At 67.5% G+C, this 1,894-nt stretch carries 3 protein-coding genes; 2 read left to right on the top strand and 1 reads right to left on the bottom strand.

From position 1 onward, the window contains the following. Window positions 1-258, bottom strand: a 258-nt coding sequence (locus D455_RS0120615) for a YrhK family protein (protein ID WP_017572587.1), incomplete at its 3' end; no start/stop codon positions are given. 122 nt (window positions 259-380) lie between these two features. Here D455_RS0120615 and D455_RS0120620 point away from each other — a divergent pair. Together D455_RS0120620 and D455_RS0120625 are read left to right on the top strand one after the other, a co-directional pair. Then, complete coding sequence (locus D455_RS0120620) at window positions 381-1,238, top strand: hypothetical protein (RefSeq protein ID WP_026122833.1); 858 nt, start codon at window positions 381-383, stop codon at window positions 1,236-1,238. A 145-nt stretch (window positions 1,239-1,383) separates the two neighbouring features. After that, window positions 1,384-1,845 (top strand): MarR family winged helix-turn-helix transcriptional regulator, encoded by a 462-nt coding sequence (locus D455_RS0120625; protein WP_026122834.1) that lies wholly within the window; start codon window positions 1,384-1,386, stop codon window positions 1,843-1,845. The last annotated feature ends 49 nt before the right edge of the window (window positions 1,846-1,894 follow it).

The raw sequence follows: 1,894 nt of genomic DNA on the forward strand, positions 1-1,894 counted from the left end.
GGAGGAGCGGACGCTCCGGATGTGGAACTGCCGGGTCAGTCGGATGACCGGGCGGATCAGCAGTTCGACGCTGCCGAGGAGGAAGCACCAGGTTCCCGCCGTGGTCCAGGCCTCGGAGAAGAACATGACGCTTCCGGCGATGAACCACAGGGCGATGAGGATGTCGTTGACGATGCTCGCGGTCTCGTAGCGGCGCCGGACGACGAGCTCGTCGTGTCCCACGTGCAGGACCAGCGGTCTGCTCTGTCCTTCGGACATGTTCGGCCCCCTATGAGATCGTCGCGGCACCGTTCCGCTACCCGAACAGCGCGAACACGAAAAGCCACCACATAACGACTACTCATGCATACTGAACGGTAGCCCTGTGTAACGTCTGGCTCTTGGCAATTTCCCCTGAACACCAGATCTACGCCGAGTTGTTCGCCGACGCGCCCGACACGGCCGTCGGTTTCCTGCGCGACCTCGGCGTGGACGTACCCGACTACGACCGCAGCGAGGTAACTTCGTGCGACCTCGGCCACGTCGATCCCGTCGAGCGCCGGTCGGACGTCGCGATCATGCTGCGCGGTCCCGGCCCGGACGATCCCCTCGGCAAGCTGATGGGCATCGTCGTGGAGGTTCAGCGCGACGAGAAGGAGCGCAAGCGCTTCACGTGGCCGGAGTACGTGGCCGCGCTGCGGTCCAGGCACGAGTGCCCGGTCGTCCTGCTGACCATCTGCCCCAGGCAGTCCGTGGCCGACTGGTACGCCGAACCGATCCACCTCGGCCATCCCGGTTTCGTCCTGCGGCCCCTGGTGGTGGGCCCGTCCGGGATCCCCGTCATCACCGACCCCGGGGAGGTGGAGCGGTGCCCGTCCCTGGGCGTGCTGTCGGCCGCCGCGCACGGCCGTCAGGACATGGACGTGCTGAAAGCCCTGCACACGGGCCTGGATTCCATCGACGAGGAACAGGCCGCAAAGTACATTGGATTCACGCTGAACCTGCTGGCGAAGACCGAGGGGCAGGCGGCACTGGAGGAAATGATGATGACGGACACGTACGAGTACACCAGCGCCTGGACCGAGAGCCTCAAAGCCGAGGGAGAGGCACGAGCCGTCCTCCGACTCCTCGGCAGGCGTGGGATCGACGTACCCGAGGAAGCACGCGAGCGCATCAGCGCATGCCGGAACCTCGATCAGCTCGACACCTGGATCGACCGAAGCGTCACCATCACCCACATCGACCAGCTCTTCGAGTGACCTGAGCCCGTGACGGGTCCGGCGTCCCAGGACGCCGGACCCGTTTCCGTGTGCCCGCCGAGGAGCGTCGCGGCATCGTCCCCGGAACGAACCGTAGAATCTCCTGATGGTCGACCGCGACGATCCGTTGAGCGAGGGACGAGTGATGGAGAACGCGACCGGATGGGACACTCCCATGTGGCACTCGACCGGCTTCCGCCTGATCAAGCTGGGTGAGCTGGCCCAGGCCGCCACCGCGTCGGTCTTCGAGCCCCAGCGGATCACCTCCCGGCAGTTCCACGTCCTCTCCGCCGCCGAGTCCATGCCCCATCCCTCCCAGAGGGAGCTGAGCCGGGTCCTGGGCGTGGACCCCAACGTGATGGTCGGCCTGATCGACGACCTGGAGGAGCAGGGACTGGTCAGGCGCGAGCGCAACCTCAGGGACCGCAGGCGCTACATCGTGACGCCGACGCCGGAGGCGAAACGGCTCCTGGAGGAGGCCCGCCGGGCCGTCGCCGAGGCGGAGTCGGAGCTCCTCGCTCCCCTGTCCGAGCAGGAGGTCGACGCGCTGCACGAGCTGGCGGGCCGCCTGCTCACCGCCCGTCCGCGCGTCACCGAGGACGGATAGACCGCCCCTACTCGGAGACGCCGAGCCGGGCCAGGAGCGGCGGGCCCCC

It is taken from the genome of Nocardiopsis halotolerans DSM 44410 (assembly GCF_000341065.1).
In the GTDB taxonomy this organism is placed as follows: domain Bacteria; phylum Actinomycetota; class Actinomycetes; order Streptosporangiales; family Streptosporangiaceae; genus Nocardiopsis; species Nocardiopsis halotolerans.

Coding starts and splice junctions, on each gene's coding strand:
- D455_RS0120625 (WP_026122834.1), top strand. CDS start 1,384: ATGGAGAACGCGACCGGATGGGACACTCCCATGTGGCACTCGACCGGC.